Raw genomic sequence first — 19,134 nt, 5'->3', positions numbered from 1 at the left:
TTTGTCCGGGCACTTTTTTTGCTGCAAAACCCTGCTATCATGTATACATATCCTTAACTCTGTCAATAACAATAGCAATTATTGTTTTGAGAGGGTGGATGAAATGAAGGGAATTTATTTTATTAATGATCGCATCGGTATAAACGGACTCACCAGGGAAGAAAGTATTTCACTTCAGGAACAGTCAATAAAAAACTATCTATCCAGCCAAAATATTCAAATTGTAAAACTCAACCCCTACCAGTTAAATGAATATTACACAATTCCTCACGCACTTTTATACGATTTAAAAAAAGAAAAAAGCGGGTTTGATTGTTTTATTTATTACTCACTTCAAACATTGGAGGATTTTATTTACACCTATCCCGCCAAATGGCTCATCTTAAAAAGCTATTTCAAGGAAATCATCATGGTGGAAAAACAGAACGATTTGAATGTCCAAAAGGTTATTTAACAGAATTTCGAGCAGATTTTCGATAGATCATCACAAAATTAATCAAGAAAATGAGTAATAGGTAGCAGCCATAGATCCCAAATGTATAAAGTTTATTTGTACTAAACATTGAACCTGCGTACGATAAAATCAAGATATTAGGGATTTTCCCTAGTGTTGATGCAATGAAAAAAGTCAGCCATTTGACGCGGCTTAACCCACAAATAATATTAACTACGGGTGCCGGAATGATCGGGATTAATCGACAACCAAGAATCGTAATAAAAGAGTTTCGTTGTAGAAATTCCTCATATTCTTGAACTTTTGGGTATTTAATTAGTTTCTCCTCTGCCAAATCGCGGAAACCATATCTACTTAAAAGGAAGAATCCCATTGTTCCAATCATGGCACCTGCTAAAGAAATACATACTCCCTTTGTTGCACCAAATACCGCCCCAATAATCCCCGCTAATATAGGAAAGGGGAGGATTGGAAAAAACACACAAATGGCAACTAGCATCATGCTAATGAAGGCGGATAAGGTTCCACCCTGCTTGACCAGGTAAAGCAACTCATCCTTTTGAAAAAGGCCAACGGCAATAATGACTAATAAGATACTCAAACTACTAATTCTCTTAAACATTTGCTGCTCCCTTCACGAAAATGGTTAGTCAATCGTGATCCTAACGTTATTCCGTTATTCAGACAAATCATAAGGCAGCCAAATAGTTACAGTGGTTCCTTCCCCTTGTACACTTTCAATATTGATTTTTCCATTATGGCTTTCAACGATGCGAAAGCATGTCATTAAACCAAGACCTGTCCCCTTTTCCTTTGTGGAATAAAAAGGTTCTCCGAGCTTCGACAGCCTTTCTTTTGGAATGCCACATCCATTATCAGAAAACTGGACATTTACTCCGATATCATCTGAAAAGATCTTTACATGAATTCGTCCATTGGTGGATATTGCCTCAAGGGCATTTTGAATCACATTCATAAACACTTGTTTTAATGAATTCGGATCCCCGATAATTTCTTGAATGGGTTGCTCGCTTTCAATATGTAATTTTTTGTTCTTCATTCGTGCTTCAGACTGGAACCGTTGAATGACTTGTTTTACTAAACCTTCAACATGGACAATCATGGTTTTTTCTGCATGTGGCTTTGCCATCGATAAAAATTCAGAGATAATGGTATCTACTCGTAGCAATTCATCTAACACAATCCTTAAGTAGACGGGGTTTAGCTCTTTTTCTGCGTGTAAGAGCTGCATGAATCCTTTTATTGGTGTTAAGGGATTACGAATTTCGTGGGCAACTGCTGCCGCCATTTGCCCAACAACTGCAAGTTTTTCGGACCTTTGTAATTGTTTCTCGCGCTTTTTTAGCGCTTCCTCCATATGTTTTTTCTCAGTAATATCAAGGACTTGTCCAAGTAAAAATTCCTCACCAGTCGATTTTTCCCTTATTCTTGATACAGTTAGGATACCCGTTTTAATCTCGCCTAACTTATGAATATACCTTTTTTCAAGCTGGTATTCGTCCCTTGTTCCGTCTAGTATTTCTCCAAAAAGTCGTGCATCCATTAGCATGTCTTCAGGATGTGACACCGCTTCCAAAGGCAGCGTTGATATTTCTTCGAATGAATAACCAAGAAACTCACAAAAAGCAGGATTATATTGTATGGTGGAAAAATCAGTAGTACCAATCAGTTGTGGAATTCTAGATTGAATGAAAATCTCTTTATATAGGGTAAAATTAAACATTTGAACCTCCAAAAAAGTTACAGGCATTTAGCAAATTATGAGGATTTTTGTGCAGGTGTAAGACATTGCCTTATTAAGTATAATGCCTAAAGCTCATTTCTTAAAGTATTAATTTTCTGATTTTTCTATAGACAGAAAAGTCTTCTATCTTTCGATAAAAGACTTTTCTATTATCCTATTAAAATGCGGTTCTAGCACCTAAATATCTCGGCTTCCAATAAGAATTGGTCATATCAGCAATCGACACACCCGATGACCCGGCCTGAATAAATTTATTGTTACCTAAGTAAATCCCCACATGGGACGGTCCTGAAGCATAAGTGGTGAAGAAAACAAGATCTCCTGGATTTGGGGTTGAGATTCCTTTAAGTCCTGACCACTGAGTTGCAGCTGTTCGTGGAAGGACTATTCCAATTTTATTATATACAAAGCTAGTAAATCCGCTGCAATCAAAGCCAGACGGTGTACTTCCGCCCCATAAATAAGGGGTTCCAATATATTTTTTGGCTTCATCCATGACCAATTGAGCCTTCGATACCGCAGTATTAGCACTTGTTCCTTTTACTACCAGCTTCTGACCCACATAAATCATATCAGAGGTTAACCCATTTAGCCCCTTCAATTCATTTACAGTTATCCCATTTGATCTTGCAAGACCATATAAGGTGTCACCAGCCTTAACAGTATATGTACTTGTGACAGTTTGTGGAGGTGTTTGTTCATGACTATGGGGAGCTAGTAATGATAGGTTCTGATTCACATAGATGGTATCACCTGTCAGGTGATTCCAATTTTTCAAATCGGCAATCGATAGGTTGTTTGTTTGCGAGATTTTCCAAAGGGTATCCCCCGACTGTACTTTATAATTCAATTCATGTGCACTTGCCGACCCGCTAAACGAGGTAAACAGGATACCGGCTGTTGCCGCGACAGTGAGTAGATGTTTTTTCATAGATGAATACACTCCTTATTTTCTTTGTCTTTCTATCATAAAGGAGAGCACCAGTTGGATAAAGTACCAAAGATATGGTTTACATGGTAATAATTTCAACTTTTTAGAATAATAGACTCCATTGTAACAAGAGAAAAGGTAACACAAACTTAGTCTTATCACGATATTGACACGGATTCCTCCACATTCTAGTAATATTATTTCATCATGTTGTAACAAAATTGTAATAGTTAAGGGGATGTAGAAATATTGTAACAAAACATCCATCCATACCATCCTCATAAAATTATAATGAACCTAAAGCAACAATTTTTATATGGTTAAAAATAATAAGGAATTTTGGTGATGAAGATGGAAGGAATAAGTAAGGGACATCCCCATGCAACGGGGCATCCACATGGTGTGGGTAAAGGAATTGATTATGACGTGAATCCATTCATCGTAATTTGGGAGGTGACAAGAGCGTGCCAATTAAAATGTGTTCATTGCCGGGCAGATGCCCAGCTGGCACCAGATCCTCGTGAGCTTTCACATCAAGAAGGGATCAATTTAATTGATCAAATCTATGAAATGGATAATCCGATGCTTGTCTTTACTGGCGGGGATTGCATGATGAGAGAGGATCTTTTCGAGCTTGCTGATTATGCCATCAAAAAGGGCATGCGTGTGTCGATGACACCTAGCGCCACTCCTAATGTAACGATCGAGAAGATGCAACGCGCCAAAGATGTCGGTCTTTCACGCTGGGGCTTTAGCCTTGATGGGCCAACACCGGAAATACACGACCATTTCCGCGGAACTCCTGGATCATTCCATTTAACACTTGAAAAAATTAAATACTTAAACGAACTGGAAATGCCTCTGCAAATAAACACGGTGATTTCGCGCTACAATTATGATTCGTTGGAGGAAATGTCCAAGCTTGTTGCGGAGCTTGGAGCAGTTATGTGGTACATATTTTTACTGGTGCCAACAGGCCGCGGCCAATTAGATGCCTGCATTACACCAGCTGAACATGAGAAAGTGTTCCGCTGGTTGTATGAGCTAAGCAAAACGGCGCCATATGACATCAAAACAACCGCTGCACAGCATTATCGCCGAGTGGTACTGCAGCAAAAACAACGGGACCAATTAATTCAAAAAGGCGAAATTCATTATGAGGATACCATTACAACCGACTTTGCTTCCATGCACGATGGCTTAAAGCGGGCACCAAAAGGGGTAAACGACGGGAACGGTTTTGCGTTCATATCACATGTTGGCGATGTAATGCCAAGCGGGTTACTGCCTATTGTTGGCGGAAACATCCGGGATACCCCGCTTGCAGAAATTTACCGTGAAGCGAAGGTTTTTAAAGAACTGCGTCAGCCCGATCACTATAAAGGAAAGTGCGGTGTCTGCGAATATAATAAAATTTGCGGTGGGTCACGCTCGAGAACCTATGCCGTAACCGGCGACTATTTGGAAAGCGAACCATTCTGCGTTTATATTCCGCAGTCAATGCGCGAGAAAGAACCCAACTCAATAATATAAAATCAGTTAAGAAAGGCATTCCACATTTATGGAATGCCTTCTCTTACTGTAGGAAATGATCTGTGCGGTTATCAATATACAAGGATCCATCCTCTTGTAGTTCTGCATAAAACACTTCTGAAAGCGTTGTGCCTGACACCATTAGCTGCTCCTCGATCCAACTGCGATTTACGTTTATCTGCTTTAGGTTCTCATCGATTATTTTTCCGTCAGCAATGAGCTGGATTGGAATCGCTGTTTGTTTTTGCATCTTAGAAAATGGTATCGTACCTTGTTTCATCGGTTGTTTTTCTTCTTTTAACAGCACAGAAAATTCGCCATTTGTTTCTAAAATAGCATAATGGACATCAGCAATCGAAAAGACATCCTTGCTGCGAAGGAGCTGTTGCAATTCATCCATATCTAACCGCTGTTTTTGTAATTGCTGCTCTAATATTTTTCCTTGTTTTATCAAAATCACGGGTTCGCCTTCAATTAACTTCCGTGCCTTTCGTGATTTTAAATCTATATAGGCAACTAGCAAGGTTAAACCCGACCATGTCGCAAGACTGACAAATCCTGCAGACACTTTTAAACTCGGATCGACTGTTAAGGCACCAGCAATCGTTCCAATCGAAATACCTGTGACATAATTAAAAAAAGTCATTTGCGAAATCTGTTTTCTCCCCATAATCCTTGTTAGGAGAAAGAGAACGACAAAGGCACCGACAGCTCTGCTAAAGACTTCAATCAAATTCATTCAAACGACTCCAATCGTTATTCAATTAAACCGGTATCTTCTATTTGCACTTTCGTTTGGACCTTAAATTTAATTTGAGGGTAAATCCGTTGCCACTGCTCCCAATCATCCTTATTAAAATGGCGGGAACGGTAGCGAAGGCCGAAGCCAATCGGGTCCAAATTGGCTTTTTGGATTTTTACCAATAAATTCTCAAATTCCTTGTTCAGCGATTTCTCGGCTGCCTTTTCATAGACAGATAATTTTGTATTGGGCACACGCCTGGTTGTTTCCTCCAATGTACCTTCCATCGATACCTTCACCTTAATATAGGGAGTGCTACCCTTTGGAGTAATGATTTTATACTTCGTTTTCACTTTGTGCGTGTCAATAACGACTGTTGTCCCCCCCTTGGTCAGTTTATTCGCACTCTTTTCTTCGCGTCTTCTTAAGAAATTAAGTATTTTTGTCTCTTCCGGACTAAGTGTCAACTTCATCTGACTTTTATTAAAAAGGCCGACTGTATTAATTTCCAGTAACTCCCGCTTTGCTTCAACAATTGGCAGCATCGGGTCTCTTCCTCGTTCAATTAAGCGATACTTATGATCAAAAAGGAACTCAGAAATCACATACGGGTTTTCTGAACCCTCCCTTCCCAATGCTAAGAACAAGGCATTTGATGGGATGCGCTCAGATTTTAGCTTTACGTTTAATACATCCAATGCACTGGGTTTCCCAATGGCTACCCAAGCAATTTCTTGAATATCCCTTCTTCTTGTCAACCAATAAACAATTCCCGCGTTTCCCTTTTGCTTCGCCATCTCTTCACCAAAAACAATTGCCTTTGCATTGCTGAAATCAACCTCTTTATCTACTTTGGTTTTAATGATTCTTACTGCTTCAGACATAGAATCGGCTTTTTCGGAAACAACGATAGATTCTGTACTAGTTCCCTTTGATTCACTTGGAATGGCAAATTTAAGGCTGACGAGATATTTTTTGGGACTGTTTTTAGCAACATCCACTCCGATGCTGACAACAAAAAAACGCTTATCAATGTCTTTAAAGCCACAGCCGTTTAACAATAATACGGATAAAAGAGTGATGACGAGGGGTTTCCATTTGCATAAGGATTTCATGCTGTCCGCCTCCTAGCCCAAATGAAAAATATTGCCACAACTATCATTTCAATACCTAGACGAAAAATCATCCAATAAACCGTTATTTTGGTTAATAGGACTGTATTGAAATAAATGACCGCGATAAACGAACAACAAGTGAAAGAGGAAAGAATCATCCAATTTTTCTTTTTACTTATTTTTCCCCTAAAGCTTCCCTTGATTAATTCATAGGCAACATGCCAATGAACAGCTACACTCATTAGTGAAATACTCATATAAAACATGAGAAACAGAAATATGACCCGTTCAATCGGACTATACACCATCCGCAGTGAATCCGCGGTTGAAATCCAAGGATATAGATATTCTTGGGCACCGTCTGAGCCGTGAAACCCAATTGGGATGAAGAAGGTGGTAAATAAATTAAATGTGCCCAAAATAAAAATGGCAATAAAGTTCCATATTTTCAATTTCCCCTTGATCACTCGATTAAAAATAATGAGGTTGGCATAACCAGCAAAACAATAGGTAGCCGCGGCGATGGATTTTAAACTTGGTTTTACGAAAATATATGTACTAACCTCCAATATCGAATCCCAGATAAGGTATTCATTTGTAAATGCCTTAAAAATAATAAACCCAATTAATGGTGTATTGAGAAACAAAACAATTTCCAAAAAATACATGACTCTTTCAGTAGGGAACTGGATGATTAGAAAAAGCGCAGCCAAATAAATAACTAGGAATACCAACTTGGGCATTTCCGGGTTAACAAACCTTGCTAAGATATCAATAAAGCCAACAAGAGTGATCAGTCCGGCTGAAAACCATATTAATTGGCTACTGCCAAAATGAAGCATTTTTAACCATCTATGCTTTGAGTGTGCTAAAATTTCGGGAAGGCCTTGTTCCGGGAACTTATTAATCGCTTTACTATATAAATAATTTAAAGCAACACCAATTGGAATGGCGATGAGTACACCCATTACTGCCCCTTCGTAGCGATATTGAATTAGTATTTTGGGAACAAAGATAATCACATTCACTAGCATGTTTAATAACACTAAATAAATATAATAGCGGTTCAACTGCCTCCCCTCCTTTACTCATTTCTAATCTTGACGAGGTTTGCTTTGGACTAGGGTAAGATAGGGCTCACCAAAACTATCTAATTTCACCATATAGGCAACCAGGATGAAGAATCCGAGTACCACTCCTACTAAACCGAATAAGGTACTCATCGCTAAAACAAAGTATTTCATGATTCTGAGCGTAAAGCTGAAGGCATTTATCGGTACTACAAAATTTGAAATAGCTACGGATGAAACGATGATAATCATAATATTACTGACAAGGCCCGCTTCCGTCGCTGCCTGTCCTAATATTAGACCGCCTACCGTTGTGGCAGTTGGCCCAATCGCTTTTGGCAGGCGAATACTTGCTTCAGTCAGCATTTCCATCATAAACAACATCAGTAACACTTCAATGAATGAAGGGTATGGTACACTCTGACGGCTGCCAGCAATACTTAATGCTAGTTGAACCCTAAATAGTTCAGGATTATAACTAGTGACCGCAACATAAAGACCGGGTAAAACTAGGCTAGTCAGAAAACCAATATACCTTAAGATTTGTAGGAATTTTGCTACCCAGTATGTCTGATATATATCTTCCATTGAAGACATGAAATCTTTCATAACCGTTGGTAAAACAACAGCAAATGGTGAACCCGAAACTAAGATAATGATTTTCCCTGCCGCTAAATTCACCGCAACCCTGTCAGGTCTTTCGGTTACAAGCATCACGGGTACGAGCGCCCTGTTACTTTTTTTAATAATATCGAGTAACTGCTCGCCTGTTTGAAACATGTGAACATCAATAGAGGCTAAAAACTGTCTTATTCGATCTAACGTATCGGGGTCAGCACGCTTTGAATCATGAAGAATCATCACATCAGTTTTTGAAATTGTCCCAACTATTGTTGATTCCACATTTAGAGTACTTTCCGGATAACGCTTACGAATAAGCCCCAGATTTGTCCCCAAACTTTCACTAAACCCTGATTGCGGGCCTTGTATTGTTGTCTCCACCGTTGTAGCTAATACCGAGTTATTTCGATCCACTTTACTATCTAATAAAAGAATGGAATTCTTATAAAATATAACAGCCACACCTTTTATTAACTCATCAAGCGATTTCTGTTCGCTCTCAAAAGGTTTAACTTGCGGGTTCGATCGAAGATAGGCAGAAAATTCTTCAGGACTATTAGTTTCAAAAAAAGGTTTAAGCAATTTATCGTAGATAATCGTTTCATCGCTAATCGTTTTAATATATAAAGCTTCCATATATTTTTCTTGGCTATGAAATTCCTTGAAAACTACATCTACAGCCGGCTGTATTTTATTTTTGAGACTCTCTTTGATCGATTGAATTTGATTAGTTGGCATTTTATACCTCTCAGGAGCGCTTCTTTCCATTTAGTTTCCGCGTTGATTGGTATTTTATTCTAATCCATTCTATCAATTGCTGTAACTAGCTGATTTTTTTTATTCAATCCCTTATAGTGGATGTAGGAAAAAGTCGATAAGGAGATCTTATGATAAGGACAATTGCAGTTAATAAGAATCTTGAATTAGTCAAAGGCCTAGAAATTTCAACACTTGTCAAGGGAGATTACCAATGGTTCTGGATTGATTTTCATGAGCCCAGTAAGGAGGAAATGGAATTTCTCAGGAATCCGCTTTCCTTCCACCCATTAGCAATTGAGGACTGTATTCATCATCTACAACGACCAAAACTAGATTATTATGAGGACTATGCTTTTTTTGTGATCCAGGCATTGAACCAGCAAACAATTGCAAGAGAGGAAGTTGATTTCTTTCTTAGTAAGAACTATGTTGTTACTTTTCATCATAAACTATCTCCAGAAATTAATGAGGTTTGGAATCGATTCAGTCAATCATTGAATACAGATCAATGGGATCCCTCCCATGTTTTTTATCATGTTCTCGATAGTCTGGTCGATAATTATTTTCCTTTAGTGAATCAAATTGATGATACCTTAAATGAAATTGATGAGAATTCCAAGGGGAGATCAACAGAGGCGTTACTGAAGGATTTATTTGATGCACGACATGACTTGCTATCATTAAGGCACACGGTTACACCCATGAGAGATTTATTGTACAGAATTCTCAATTCCAAGCGATTAACGAGTATTGAAGGGAAAATCGCCTATTTTTCTGATATTTACGATCATTTGCTTAAATTATCTGAGATGATTGAAGCAAGTCGCGAGCTTACAACCGATATTCGTGATAGCTATATTTCCATCAATGCCAATGAAACCAACCATGTAATGAAGGTCTTAACGGTGATTACTACCATATTTATGCCGCTAACCTTCATCGTGGGTATATATGGGATGAATTTTCACTATATGCCGGAACTGACTTGGAAATATGGATATTTTGGTTCACTAATCCTCATGTTCATAATCGCAGTTGGGATGACATTATGGTTTACCAAAAAGGGATGGTTTAAATAACAAAAGACTATTATAAATCTCAACTTTGGGAATTGTCCAGCTCCAGTGCCCTAGCGGCTAGTGTCTTTCGCTCTCCACCCTCGATAAGTCAACATCGATTCGCCTCCGGCTCATCGTGTTTCCTTTATCTCCGTCGGGGCGCTCCAAGCCATACGCCGCTGACCAGGGCACTTGCGCTTTTCCTATTCCCAATTTTCATAAGCAACGGTTCCCCCTGTTAAATCAATCGTGTTGCGCTCCCCTTTATAATAGGTCTTTCCATCTTTTTCAATAATTAAATTGTCATACGTCAAAACCTTTTGTCCATTGGGAAGATGGATCACAACCTTCTGTCCCAAATCCTCACTCGGCGCTTCAATTTTTATTGTACTTTGATAGTAATAGCGAAAAATAAAGAAACCGGCGGTTAAGATGCTGCAGGTGATGATGAAAAAAACTAGACCCCTCCAAGAAGACTGCTTCGGCTTATGGTTATATAATTCTGCTCTGGTCAACATTTTTTTGTCCTCCTATTTATTTTAATAGTATGAATACTCCCATTTATGTCCAATTTTCCCCTGTTTATCCTACAGAAAAATAATTAACACAGTTAACCTATGCAAACATTCATAAAAAGTTGACCAAAATTCGATATTTCACATGTCATTTTCAATTTTTAGTATAATAGTAAGGAATGAAAAGTCAGAGAGGGGTAGTTGCAGTGGGTAATCATACATATTCAGCAGAAACAATGAAATTAATAAGAGATTTGGTCTCAATTCCTAGCCCGTCTGGTAATACAAATGAAGTCATTACCTTTGTCGAAAATTTCCTATCCGAATTACAAATCCAAACCTATCGGAACCGTAAAGGCGGCTTAATTGCGACAATTGAAGGAAAAGATTCAAGTAAACACCGGATGCTTACAGCGCATGTCGATACGCTAGGCGCAATGGTAAAGGAAATAAAGGCAAATGGACGATTAAAGATTGACCTAATTGGCGGTTTTAAATTCAACTCCATCGAGGGGGAATACTGCCAAATTGAAACAAGCGGTGGCAAGAAATACACTGGTACCATTCTTATGCATCAGACGTCCGTCCATGTTTATAAGGATGCCGGCAAAGCCGAGCGAAATCAGGAAAATATCGAGGTGCGGATTGATGAAAAAGTAGATAATGCCGACGAAGTGAGGGCGCTGGGTATCGAAGTCGGTGATTTTGTTTCATTCGACCCACGAGTGGAAATAACTCCAAGCGGATATATTAAATCGCGGCATTTGGATGATAAAGCATCAGTTGCCATTCTTCTGCAATTAATTAGGCAAGTGAAAACAGAGAACCTTACATTGCCCCATACGACACACTTTCTCATTTCGAATAATGAAGAAATTGGCTATGGCGGTAACTCAAATATTACCCCTGAAACGGTTGAATACCTAGCGGTCGATATGGGGGCAATGGGTGACGGTCAATCTACCGATGAATATACAGTTTCCATCTGTGTGAAGGATGCGAGCGGCCCGTATCATTATGGTTTACGAAAAAAATTAGTACGCCTTGCAGAGGAAAATAACATTGATTATAAATTAGACATTTATCCCTTTTATGGTTCTGATGCGTCAGCAGCCATTCGTTCAGGACATGATATTGTTCATGGACTAATCGGACCGGGGATCGATTCATCACATGCATTTGAACGTACACACCAATCGTCAATCGAAAATACCGCAAAACTATTGTACTATTACCTTCAGACAGACCTGATTTTATAAAAAGGACATTTTGCCCATCACACTAGAACATTTCAAGCTAAACGGTTATAATAAACTTGAAATCGAATGTACTGGGAGATGTAACTTATGTTTTCTAATATTGGTGTTCCGGGATTAATTTTAATTCTGACTGTTGCCTTAGTTATTTTTGGGCCGAATAAGCTCCCTGAAATTGGGCGTGCTTTTGGAAAATCAATTCGTGAATTTAAAAAAGCAACTGAGGGAATAGCTGACGATATCAAAGCTGAAATAACAGAAGATATCAAAGAGGTTAAAAAAGTTGATTTAAAAAAATAAGTTCAGATAAAACATCCCCTATATAGGTTCAGGGGATGCTTTTTTTGTTTACCTTTTAGATTTTCCCGCCATTGCATTAAATTGATTCATTAATTTCTTTCGTGACTTTCCACTTCTTAGTAAATAGGCAGCTCCGATTCCAATTGTGGTCATCATTAATTTCTTTTTGTCCAATATAATCGCCTCCTAAAACTATCCTACCTCTTTAAATATTCCCTCAGCAAACGCATTTTAGCACCCGAAAATATTTCCTCTTTACAAAAAAAGTTAACCCCCACATGGGATTAACTTTTTCCTCCACTTTTTACTTTTTTAACATTTCTTTCATCATTTGGTTATGCTCTTTCATTTGTACCAAGAGTTGATTGAGGAGAACTGCTGCCTGCTTATCATCCTTCTTATCAACAGCTAGTCGTAAATCATGGAATATCTTCCAATGTCCCATCTTTTTACCATGGTGCGCCTTCTTCATAAATTCTTCCTTCGTGATCTTTCCTTCATCCAACTGTTTCTTAAGCTCTTCCATTTTTGTCATTTTCTCTTTTTTCCATTGCTCCCTTTTAGCGGCATTTTCCGGGCTCATCCACTGATTACGGAGCGTTTTCTTTTCCTCAAGAACCTTTGTCCATTCTCCCTTTTTATCCGGTGTATATTGGTCCACCCATGAAAGCAGCTTCTGCTCTCTCTCCTTCATCATTGCCTGCCAGTCTTTGTGCATCAAATGGCGGTGTTTATCCTCCTTGCAATTGCAAGGTTTTTCATCGTGATCTACTGGGGTAGATTCATGTTCATGTGCCGCAGCAAAATTTGGCATGGAGAATACCAATGCCATGGATAAAAGTAACATTTTAAGCTTCATCATTATCGCCTTCCATTCTTCATTGAAATTAAATCACTAAATTATCATTCCCGTTTTTTCTAAAAAAATTTACCAATTCGACAAAAATTTAGTTAAAAGGTACTTGAGATATAAACGATTTTATCGTATTCTAAAGGCATAGAGAGAATGTGAATTTTTTCACATAATAGGATAGAGCAGTAATTTAATTTTTTTACCTATATTTGTGAAATACATCACAATGAACAGTATAAAAATGTATTAGGAGTGGGGAAAATGACAAAGCCAAAAATCGTTATCTTAGGTGCAGGCTATGGAGGAATTATTACAAGTAAAAGTCTAGAAAAATTACTAAAAACCGGTGAAGCAGATGTTACACTCATAAATAAACACGACTATCATTACCTTACAACACAACTTCATAAGACAGGAGTAGGTACGGCAGCAGATCGGCAAATTGCCATGTCGATACCAGAACTAATTAATCCGGCAAAGACACGGTTTCTTAAGGCTGCAGTAGCCTCAATTGATATCAATTCCCAAGAAGTGCATCTAGAGGGCGGAGACGCCGTCCCTTATGATTATTTATTAATTGCCCTCGGATTTGAAGTAGAGACTTATGGCATTCCAGGTGTAAAAGAAAATGCCTTTGAAATTCGAAGCTTTAGAAGTACAAAAATTATTTACCATCAAATCATGAAACAATTTAACCTTTATAAACAGGATTATGACCCTTCCCGGTTAACTTTTGTTGTTGCTGGTGGAGGATTTACCGGAATCGAGATGCTCGGCGAATTAGCCGATGGACTGCCTAAACTTTGTAAGGAACATGATATACCATTTGAAAAAATTAGAATTGTCGGCATTGAGGCTGCAGCATCTGTCATTCCATTTTTCCCGAAGCAATCCATCGAATACACACAAAGGGTTTTAGAAAAACGGAATATTGAAGTCATCACCGCAACCAAAATACTGGAATGTACCCCTGAAAAGGTTGTGCTAGAAAATAACCTCGAAATTCCAACAAGAACATTAATCTGGTCTTGTGGAGTAAAAGGAAACACCATTGTTCACAAATGGGGTCTGCCGATTGAGAAAGGCAAGATTCCAGTTGATTCCTATCTTCGCGTAAAAAATATTAACAATATTTTTAGTATCGGAGACTGTTCATTATTCATGAAGGATGAAAAGAACGCATTGCCTCCGACTGCACAAGTGGCGCTGCAACAAGCACCTGTTTGTGCGAAAAACATTGTTTCATCCATAAGAGGTGAATCTTTAAAAGCGTTTGAATATCATCATAAAGGATCTGTAGCATCCATTGGTCTCATGGCTGCTGTTGGTAAAGTTGGTAATTTCCGCTTATCCGGCCTTTTTGGAGCCTTTATGAAGCAAGTTATTGAGGCCCGTTATTTATTTAATCTTGGTGGACCATCACTAATTATTAAGCAGCATTTTGGTGTGAGCCGTGAGCAGGTAAAGGAAACGGTGAAACAGTAACCATCACTTAAATAATATTACCTTCCAGGCTGTAGGGGTGTCCCTCCCCTTGCAGCTAATTGTTTAGAATAATCCCGCATACACCATGCCTTAAATCCCCAATTTAAGGTGATCGGCCCCATCCCAATTATTTGGAATGGGGCAAATTTTATATTCGGTTAAATCCATTCTAAAAATTCGAGACGATTGCCAAACGGATCATGGACATGAATTCTACTTGCACCTGGGAGATTATTGTCAGTGGTATAGGCAATATTCTTTTTCCTAAGAGCCGTTATTAATTCTTCAATATTCTCTACAATGAAGCCTGGATGTGCTTTTTTGGCGGGTGAAAATGGTTCCTCCACGCCAATATGAAGTTGAAACGTTCCAAACTTAAACCAAACTCCGCCTCGTTTTTTTAATTCTTCTGGCTTTTCCACTTCTGTTAAACCGAGGACTCCGGCAAAAAATTCCCTTGCTGTTTCTTCACAGCCCTTTGGTGCTGCAAGCTGAACATGATCAATCTTTTTTATTACAAACGGCATACAGACTCCCCCATTTTCCGTATTTTTCAACCCTAATTTTATTAAATTTTTAGGTCTCCGGCAATTTTTGGGCAAAAAAAGTAATCCCCGCCGTAACCGGGATCACTTATTATTAATAAACATCCTTTTTTGTAAAGACCATAAATGAAACGAATAAAGCACCAGCCCACCACACGAGTAGAACCAACATCGAGAAGGTAAGATTCATCCCCTCAATCGGCGGTGCTGTTCCTTTCATATAGTCCGTTAACCGTAAATTCACCATAAAAAAGTATTTAGCCGTTTCCCAAGAAGATACCATATTATTTAAGATTGCTCCTGAAATTAAGGCGGCGAGCATGACCCCCATTCCCGCTGCCGTGCTCCGGATTAAAACAGACAGCATGAACGTTAAGGTTCCGACAACGATCGCTACAAACCACACTAATCCAAAATCCATCAACAAAAACTTCCATAAACTTAGAAGTTTGACTTCTGAAGTGTTTAGCCCAGTATCCGTAACATTAAAACCGGTTAAAATGGGTGCCCCCCAGCCCTTATAACCGAAGACTATTCCTGAAATAAGGTAGGAAAGGATGCCTGTAATGGCAATAATTAATGATATCGCCAAACAGAGGGTCAAATATTTACTTGCTAGCACCCTCCACCTCTTCACAGGTCTTGTTAATAACAGCTTGATCGAACCCAAACTATGTTCAGAGGACACTAGATCACTGGCGATGACCATCACCATTAATGGGATAAAAAGATCGATTGAGTTTTCCAAAAAGATTCTCATAAACGTTGGTGCGCCTGGCTCTGCTGGATTAATATCATGATCCAAATAATATTGTTCCTGCTGCAAGGTGATTTGCAATTGTTTTTTCCACTCGTCAGACATCCTGCTGCTGCTTAAACGGTTTGTCGTGTCCACAATCTGCTGCTGTAAGATCGTGCGCCAATCACTCGTCCCAATTTTTTCCCGCTGGGTTTGGACTTGCTTATATTGTGCATATGTAAATAACATCACAAGAACGCCAATAATGAGTGCGATGACAATCAGACGCTTCTTGGCAATCAGCTTCATCATTTCATTTTGAATCAGTTTATTCAATACTGTCACCCCCCGTAAGTTCGAGGAATAAATCTTCTAGCACTGGCATTTTTCGATTCATTTCAGTTACTGCTATACCCGCTTCAACAAGCTGTTTATTCCAGTCTGGTATCTTCGCGACATCATATTCTGTGAGAATCGTACCGTCTTCTTTTGCCTCAATGGTGGTTAAGCTTTCCAAAACTTGTTTTCCCTTGGCATACGGAGTAACGTGCCAAACGACCCGCTCGCGATTTGCAAGCAAATGCTGCACGGTATCAACTCGAATGATTGACCCTTTTGAAATGATGGCTACTCGGTCACAAAGTAATTGAATTTCGCTCAATAAATGGCTGGAGACAAGGACGCTTAACCCTTCCTGTTCCGCTAAAAACCGAATAAATTGCCTCATTTCACGTATCCCTGCCGGATCCAATCCATTTGTTGGTTCATCAAGAATCAAAACTTTTGGTTCCCCCAAAAGAGCCTGGGCAATTCCGAGGCGCTGTCGCATTCCGAGAGAATAGGTTTTTACTTTATCATGAATTCTTTCCGTTAACCCAACAAGCGCTACGACTTCCTGAATCCGATTATCTCCGATATGATCAAGCATCCGGGCAAAATGAAGCAAATTATTATAACCAGATAAATAAGGATATAGTTCTGGATTTTCAACTATACAACCAAGATTACTAACTGCAGCCTGAAATTGGTCTTCAATATTGTATCCACAAATGTGAACACTTCCTGATGTGGGTTTAATCAACCCAACTAGCATACGGATGGTGGTGGTTTTCCCGGCACCATTCGGTCCCAAGAATCCAAACACTTCCCCTTCACGTAAATCGAAGGTTAACCCTTTGATAATTTCTCTTTTCCCAATCACTTTTTTTAGATTCTTAACCGATAATGTAACGTTTTTCTCCATCGATAACACTCCCTACCAGGTGAGCAATGAGGCTACTCGTTCAGCAATTAAACGGTATCCTTTTGAATTTGGATGAAACTTGTCCGAATACAGATAGTCGTTTACCTTTAGCTCAAACAAGTCGAATGTTGGTACAAACACGATTTTAGGATAAGCAGCGCTAACTTCTGCACTGTCATAATTCCAATGACGAATGACTTTGGACATCTCTTTCCCTTGATCTAATTCAATAAAGGGATTATACAAGCCAATGAAAAACACATTCGCATTCGGATTATTTTTACGGATTTGTTCAAAAATAAATTTTAGGTTATCAAGGTATTTCTTTTCAATCGTTGCTATATCTTCAGTTTCAAAATCGGCTAATCCTTGACCCCCGCGAAACAAATCATTCCCGCCAATCGTCACCAATACGATATCCGCCTTTTGAATTTGCCTTCCGACTTCGGTTTCCTGAACTTGCTTCCGGAGTTGATTAGATCTTTGACCATTAATACCCAAGTTTGTAAGCTGAACGGGTCGCTTTGACTTTTCTTTTATTTCATCCATCAAGACCCCCACATAGCCTTTTCCCGTTTCATCACCCGTACCCCGTGTAAGGGAATCACCTAATGCTACAATGGTTAAAGCCTTTTTGGTTTCCACTTTTTTGTTACCGGTGGTGGCCACGGGAGCCTTCTCCGGTTTACCCGCATAATATTCACCAACTGCAAAGCCAAGCCCGATCAGCCAGAGAAGGCAAAATAATACCGCTATGGCAGTAATCGAACGTATGACATTCTTATTCATAAAAACATCCTTTCTGGCCTTTTCTATTATTTAATCATAGTTGGGAGTTGAATCAAACTTTCAACCACGGGTTTTTGTTTTTTTTCAAAAAAATAATTGGTATCCAAATGGATTGGATACCGACTTTCCTTTCTACTATTCTTCTAAATCACCTTTTGGACCAAAGAATTCGAAGTGAATCCTATCTTCATTCACTCCTAATTCTTTTAGTGAACGGTTTATTGCCTTCATAAATGGAACCGGTCCGCAAAAATAAAAGTCTGCAGCCTCAATAGAAATAGTTGCTTTTAACCAATCACGTGTGATATAGCCCTCCACATCAAAGCGATTATTCACGCGATCTTCTTCAGTTGGTGCATCATAAAAAATAAATGAATTTACGTGGTCAAGCGCTGCTAACTCTTCCACCTCATCTCTTAAGGCATGAACATTACTGTTAGCGGCAGCATGAACAAACGTTACCTTACGCCCGGGCTGCATTTCAACAACTGTTTTTAACATACTCATCATTGGCGTTAAACCAACTCCACCACTTAGCAGCACAACAGGCGTTGTGCTTTCGGTATCAAGGACAAAATCACCCGCAGGGGCACTAATTTTTAGAATGTCCCCTTCATTTACACCATTATGCAGATAGTTGGACACCATTCCATCTGGGTTTGGAGTTCCAGCCTCACGCTTCACACTAATACGATAATAGTCCTTTCCAGGAGCATCAGAAAGACTGTATTGACGAATGTGAGTGAACTTTTCACCCTCTATTTCTAGTTTTATACTAATATACTGACCAGGAATAAAGTTTGCAATTCCTTTTTTATCTTCTGGTTTTAAATAAAAAGAGGTTATGACATCACTTTCGACTACTTTTCGATCAACAATAAAGCAGCGGAAGCCGTCCCAACCTCCTGATTGGTTTTCTGCTTCCTCATACATTTCTGCTTCAACACTGATGAAGGCATCGGCAATAACGTTATAAGCCACTGCCCAAGCATTGATAATTTCGTCCGTTCCGGCATCCCCTAATACATCCTTAATCGCTAACAAAAGATGTTTTCCTACAATCGGATAATGCTCCGGCTTTATGCCAAGGCTTCTATGTTTATGGGCAATTTGTTTCACGACAGGAAGGATGGCTTCAAGATTGTCTATGTACATTGCTGCAGCATAAACCGTCCCTGCAAGTGCTTTTTGCTGTCTCCCTTGTTTTTGATTAGCATGATTAAAGATATTTAATAATTCCGGATGATTTCCGAACATCAATTGATAAAAGCGGGTTGTAATGGTTTCTCCGTGTTTTTCTAATACCGGTACTGTTGATTTAATGATCTCTATAGTTCTCTGATCTAGCATTATGAACACTC

21 protein-coding genes are annotated in these 19,134 nt (G+C 39.0%); 6 read left to right on the top strand and 15 right to left on the bottom strand.

What is annotated here, in order from left to right; all coding sequences use genetic code 11:
• The first annotated feature begins 103 nt into the window (after positions 1–103).
• Positions 104–454 (top strand): hypothetical protein, encoded by a 351-nt coding sequence (locus RCG19_RS19155; protein WP_166242723.1) that lies wholly within the window; start codon positions 104–106, stop codon positions 452–454.
• On the opposite strand, the gene RCG19_RS19150 is transcribed toward RCG19_RS19155, so the two are convergent.
• The 3 genes from RCG19_RS19150 to RCG19_RS19140 all read right to left on the bottom strand — a co-directional run bounded on the left by RCG19_RS19150 (position 447) and on the right by RCG19_RS19140 (position 3,150).
• Positions 447–1,076 (bottom strand): TVP38/TMEM64 family protein, encoded by a 630-nt coding sequence (locus tag RCG19_RS19150; RefSeq protein WP_308108407.1) that lies wholly within the window; start codon positions 1,074–1,076, stop codon positions 447–449. The genes RCG19_RS19155 and RCG19_RS19150 overlap by 8 nt on opposite strands.
• A 54-nt stretch (positions 1,077–1,130) precedes the next feature.
• Positions 1,131–2,198, bottom strand: a complete 1,068-nt coding sequence (locus tag RCG19_RS19145; RefSeq protein ID WP_308108406.1) for an ATP-binding protein — start codon at positions 2,196–2,198, stop codon at positions 1,131–1,133.
• A 178-nt stretch (positions 2,199–2,376) separates the two neighbouring features.
• Entirely contained in the window at positions 2,377–3,150 is a 774-nt protein-coding gene (locus RCG19_RS19140) for a C40 family peptidase (RefSeq protein ID WP_308108405.1), read from the bottom strand.
• Between the two features lie 351 nt (positions 3,151–3,501).
• Between RCG19_RS19140 and RCG19_RS19135 the strand changes: the two genes are divergently transcribed.
• Positions 3,502–4,683 (top strand): TIGR04053 family radical SAM/SPASM domain-containing protein, encoded by a 1,182-nt coding sequence (locus RCG19_RS19135; protein WP_308111032.1) that lies wholly within the window; start codon positions 3,502–3,504, stop codon positions 4,681–4,683.
• Positions 4,684–4,726: 43 nt separating this feature from the next.
• On the opposite strand, the gene RCG19_RS19130 is transcribed toward RCG19_RS19135, so the two are convergent.
• Genes RCG19_RS19130 through RCG19_RS19115 form a run of 4 tightly spaced genes read right to left on the bottom strand, consistent with a single transcriptional unit; the run spans position 4,727 to position 8,969 of the window.
• The gene (locus RCG19_RS19130; RefSeq protein ID WP_308108404.1) at positions 4,727–5,422 is read right to left on the bottom strand and encodes a DUF421 domain-containing protein; all 696 of its coding nucleotides are present in this window, start codon (positions 5,420–5,422) and stop codon (positions 4,727–4,729) included.
• Positions 5,423–5,439: 17 nt separating this feature from the next.
• The gene (locus tag RCG19_RS19125; RefSeq protein ID WP_308108403.1) at positions 5,440–6,540 is read right to left on the bottom strand and encodes a Ger(x)C family spore germination protein; all 1,101 of its coding nucleotides are present in this window, start codon (positions 6,538–6,540) and stop codon (positions 5,440–5,442) included.
• Positions 6,537–7,610, bottom strand: a complete 1,074-nt coding sequence (locus RCG19_RS19120) for a GerAB/ArcD/ProY family transporter (RefSeq protein ID WP_308108402.1) — start codon at positions 7,608–7,610, stop codon at positions 6,537–6,539. The genes RCG19_RS19125 and RCG19_RS19120 overlap by 4 nt, the downstream gene beginning before the upstream one ends.
• A gap of 24 nt (positions 7,611–7,634) precedes the next feature.
• Positions 7,635–8,969 (bottom strand): spore germination protein, encoded by a 1,335-nt coding sequence (locus RCG19_RS19115; RefSeq protein ID WP_308108401.1) that lies wholly within the window; start codon positions 8,967–8,969, stop codon positions 7,635–7,637.
• Between the two features lie 149 nt (positions 8,970–9,118).
• Here RCG19_RS19115 and corA point away from each other — a divergent pair, with 149 nt between their 5' ends.
• Positions 9,119–10,069: a magnesium/cobalt transporter CorA gene (corA, locus tag RCG19_RS19110; protein WP_308108400.1), complete on the top strand. Its 951-nt coding sequence runs from the start codon at positions 9,119–9,121 to the stop codon at positions 10,067–10,069.
• Between the two features lie 182 nt (positions 10,070–10,251).
• On the opposite strand, the gene RCG19_RS19105 is transcribed toward corA, so the two are convergent.
• Positions 10,252–10,566, bottom strand: coding sequence for a hypothetical protein (locus RCG19_RS19105; RefSeq protein ID WP_207343039.1), 315 nt, complete (start codon positions 10,564–10,566; stop codon positions 10,252–10,254).
• A gap of 233 nt (positions 10,567–10,799) precedes the next feature.
• Between RCG19_RS19105 and RCG19_RS19100 the strand changes: the two genes are divergently transcribed.
• Together RCG19_RS19100 and RCG19_RS19095 are read left to right on the top strand one after the other, a co-directional pair.
• Positions 10,800–11,822, top strand: a complete 1,023-nt coding sequence (locus RCG19_RS19100; protein ID WP_308111031.1) for a M42 family metallopeptidase — start codon at positions 10,800–10,802, stop codon at positions 11,820–11,822.
• An 87-nt stretch (positions 11,823–11,909) separates the two neighbouring features.
• The gene (locus RCG19_RS19095) at positions 11,910–12,119 is read left to right on the top strand and encodes a twin-arginine translocase TatA/TatE family subunit (RefSeq protein ID WP_166242743.1); all 210 of its coding nucleotides are present in this window, start codon (positions 11,910–11,912) and stop codon (positions 12,117–12,119) included.
• A gap of 48 nt (positions 12,120–12,167) precedes the next feature.
• Here RCG19_RS19095 and RCG19_RS19090 read toward each other — a convergent pair whose 3' ends face one another.
• Together RCG19_RS19090 and RCG19_RS19085 are read right to left on the bottom strand one after the other, a co-directional pair.
• Positions 12,168–12,293, bottom strand: a complete 126-nt coding sequence (locus RCG19_RS19090) for a hypothetical protein (protein ID WP_308108399.1) — start codon at positions 12,291–12,293, stop codon at positions 12,168–12,170.
• 130 nt (positions 12,294–12,423) lie between these two features.
• A complete protein-coding gene (locus RCG19_RS19085; protein WP_308108398.1) occupies positions 12,424–12,981 on the bottom strand; it encodes a hypothetical protein in 558 nt (185 codons plus the stop codon).
• Between the two features lie 252 nt (positions 12,982–13,233).
• Between RCG19_RS19085 and RCG19_RS19080 the strand changes: the two genes are divergently transcribed.
• Positions 13,234–14,457, top strand: a complete 1,224-nt coding sequence (locus RCG19_RS19080) for an NAD(P)/FAD-dependent oxidoreductase (protein WP_308108397.1) — start codon at positions 13,234–13,236, stop codon at positions 14,455–14,457.
• 158 nt (positions 14,458–14,615) lie between these two features.
• On the opposite strand, the gene RCG19_RS19075 is transcribed toward RCG19_RS19080, so the two are convergent.
• The 5 genes from RCG19_RS19075 to hmpA all read right to left on the bottom strand — a co-directional run bounded on the left by RCG19_RS19075 (position 14,616) and on the right by hmpA (position 19,123).
• Positions 14,616–14,984: a VOC family protein gene (locus RCG19_RS19075; protein ID WP_308108396.1), complete on the bottom strand. Its 369-nt coding sequence runs from the start codon at positions 14,982–14,984 to the stop codon at positions 14,616–14,618.
• A 112-nt stretch (positions 14,985–15,096) separates the two neighbouring features.
• Positions 15,097–16,077, bottom strand: a complete 981-nt coding sequence (locus RCG19_RS19070; protein WP_308108395.1) for an ABC transporter permease — start codon at positions 16,075–16,077, stop codon at positions 15,097–15,099.
• A complete protein-coding gene (locus RCG19_RS19065; RefSeq protein WP_308108394.1) occupies positions 16,070–16,984 on the bottom strand; it encodes an ABC transporter ATP-binding protein in 915 nt (304 codons plus the stop codon). Before RCG19_RS19065 ends, RCG19_RS19070 begins: the two co-directional genes overlap by 8 nt.
• 12 nt (positions 16,985–16,996) lie before the next feature.
• On the bottom strand, positions 16,997–17,773 hold the full coding sequence (locus RCG19_RS19060; RefSeq protein WP_308108393.1) for an SGNH/GDSL hydrolase family protein: 777 nt from the start codon (positions 17,771–17,773) through the stop codon (positions 16,997–16,999).
• A 135-nt stretch (positions 17,774–17,908) separates the two neighbouring features.
• Positions 17,909–19,123 carry an NO-inducible flavohemoprotein gene (gene hmpA / locus RCG19_RS19055; protein ID WP_308108392.1) on the bottom strand — a complete coding sequence of 405 codons (1,215 nt, stop codon included), beginning with the start codon at positions 19,121–19,123 and terminating at the stop codon, positions 17,909–17,911.
• Positions 19,124–19,134: the final 11 nt, after the last annotated feature.

Origin of the sequence: Neobacillus sp. OS1-2, assembly GCF_030915505.1 — a bacterium.
Lineage (GTDB): Bacteria > Bacillota > Bacilli > Bacillales > Cytobacillaceae > Neobacillus.
The sequence above is the reverse complement of the archived record's forward strand: the minus strand, read 5'-3'. Positions and strand labels throughout refer to the sequence as shown.